Source organism: Streptomyces sp. ADMS, from assembly GCF_033441795.1.
Lineage (GTDB): Bacteria > Actinomycetota > Actinomycetes > Streptomycetales > Streptomycetaceae > Streptomyces.
Map to the genome: position 1 here is coordinate 1 of NZ_JAVFVX010000300.1, position 1,590 is coordinate 1,590.

General features: G+C 69.6%; 1 protein-coding gene. It reads left to right on the top strand.

The window, feature by feature from the left end; genetic code table 11:
- Window positions 1–105: 105 nt before the first annotated feature.
- Window positions 106–1,560, top strand: coding sequence for an IS66 family transposase (gene tnpC / locus RB628_RS40525; protein ID WP_318325652.1), 1,455 nt, complete (start codon window positions 106–108; stop codon window positions 1,558–1,560).
- Window positions 1,561–1,590: the final 30 nt, after the last annotated feature.

Genomic DNA, 1,590 nt, shown 5'->3' on the forward strand with positions numbered 1-1,590 from the left:
GTAGCTATTCAGCAGGGTGTGGGCGGTTCGCCGACCGTGCGGCGTGATCGCTAGGGTGGCGGTGTGGGGGATCCCGACTGGTCTGCGAAGGACCTTCTCGCCGAGTTGGCCGCGGTACGCGGCGAGTTGGCGGCTGCGCGGAGTCGGGAGACCGCCAAGGACGAGCGGATCGATCAGCTGCTGGTCCAGATCGCGGAGTTGACCACGCAGGTCCAGGCCCTGGTACTGCGGCTGTCGAGGGATTCCTCGACCTCCTCGAAGCCGCCGTCCTCGGACGGGCCGGGCAAGCGGCCCCGTGGCGGGTCCTCGCGTACCCGCTCGGGACGCAAACCGGGCAAGCAGCCCGGTGATCCGGGCACCACCTTGCGGCAGGTAGAGGATCCGAACGAGCGGATCGTCATCCCCGCTCCGGCATCCTGCGCCGGCTGCGCGTCCTCGCTGGTCGGGGTTCCGGTGGCCGCGGTGCGCCGCCGTCAGGTCTTTGACCTGGCCACCCCGCTTCCGCCGCAGGTCATCGAGTACGCCGCGGACGTCAAGTGCTGCCCCGGGTGCGGAAAGAAGGCCACCGGCGTCTTCCCAGCCGGAGTGGAATCGGCGGCCCAGTACGGGCCCGATGTCACCGCGAAGGTCGCGGACGCGGTCCTGGGCCACCACATCCCGGTACACCGCTCAACGCTGCTGGTGATGGAACTGTGCGGGATGAAGGTCTCCACCGGCTTCGCCGCCTCCCTGCGAGGCCGGGCCGCCCGCCTGCTGGAAGCCGGGTTCCTGCCCGCGGTCCGCGCCCTGCTCTCCGGCGCGCCCGTGGTGCACGCCGATGAGACCTTCACCCGCACCCGGGCCAGGACCGTCTTCCTGCACGTGGCCTCCACCGCGCACCTCACCCTGATGCACACCGGTGACCGCTCGGCCGCGACCATCGACGCCGGCCAGGTCCTGCCGCACCTGAGCGGTGTCCTGGTCCGCGACGGATACGCCGGCTACACCCACCTCGACCACGTACTGCACGCCTGGTGCGGCGCTCACCTGCTGCGTGACCTGCGCGGCATCCACGAGGCCGACCCGGAAGGCCAGTTGTGGGCCCGCGCCATGGCCGACACCCTCCTGGAAGCCAGCCGTCTCGCGTCCGCCGCCCGCGACACCGGGCGCGAGGAACTCACCGCCGACGAACTGCGCACCATCCACCGGCTCTACACCGGAGCACTGGCCCGTTCCCGCCAGGACAACCGAAACAAGAACACCGAACTCGCCCGGCACGCCCGCACCCTGGCCAAACGTTTCGAGGAACACCGCGAGGTCATCCTCCGCTTCACCACCGACCTCACCGTCCCCTTCACCAACAATCAGGCGGAACGCGACATCAGACCCGCCAAGGTCCAGCAACGCTCCTCCGGAGGCTGCTGGCGAACACTCCAGGGACTGGCCGACTTCGCCATCGTCCAGTCCTACCTGTCGACCGCGGCCAAGTGGGGCATCAGCCGCTACGACGCACTCCAGCGCCTCTTCACCACCGGAGCCTGGATCCCGCACGCCCTCACACCCGACACAGCAACAGCCTGACCGAACCGCTCAACCCCGCTGAATAGCTAC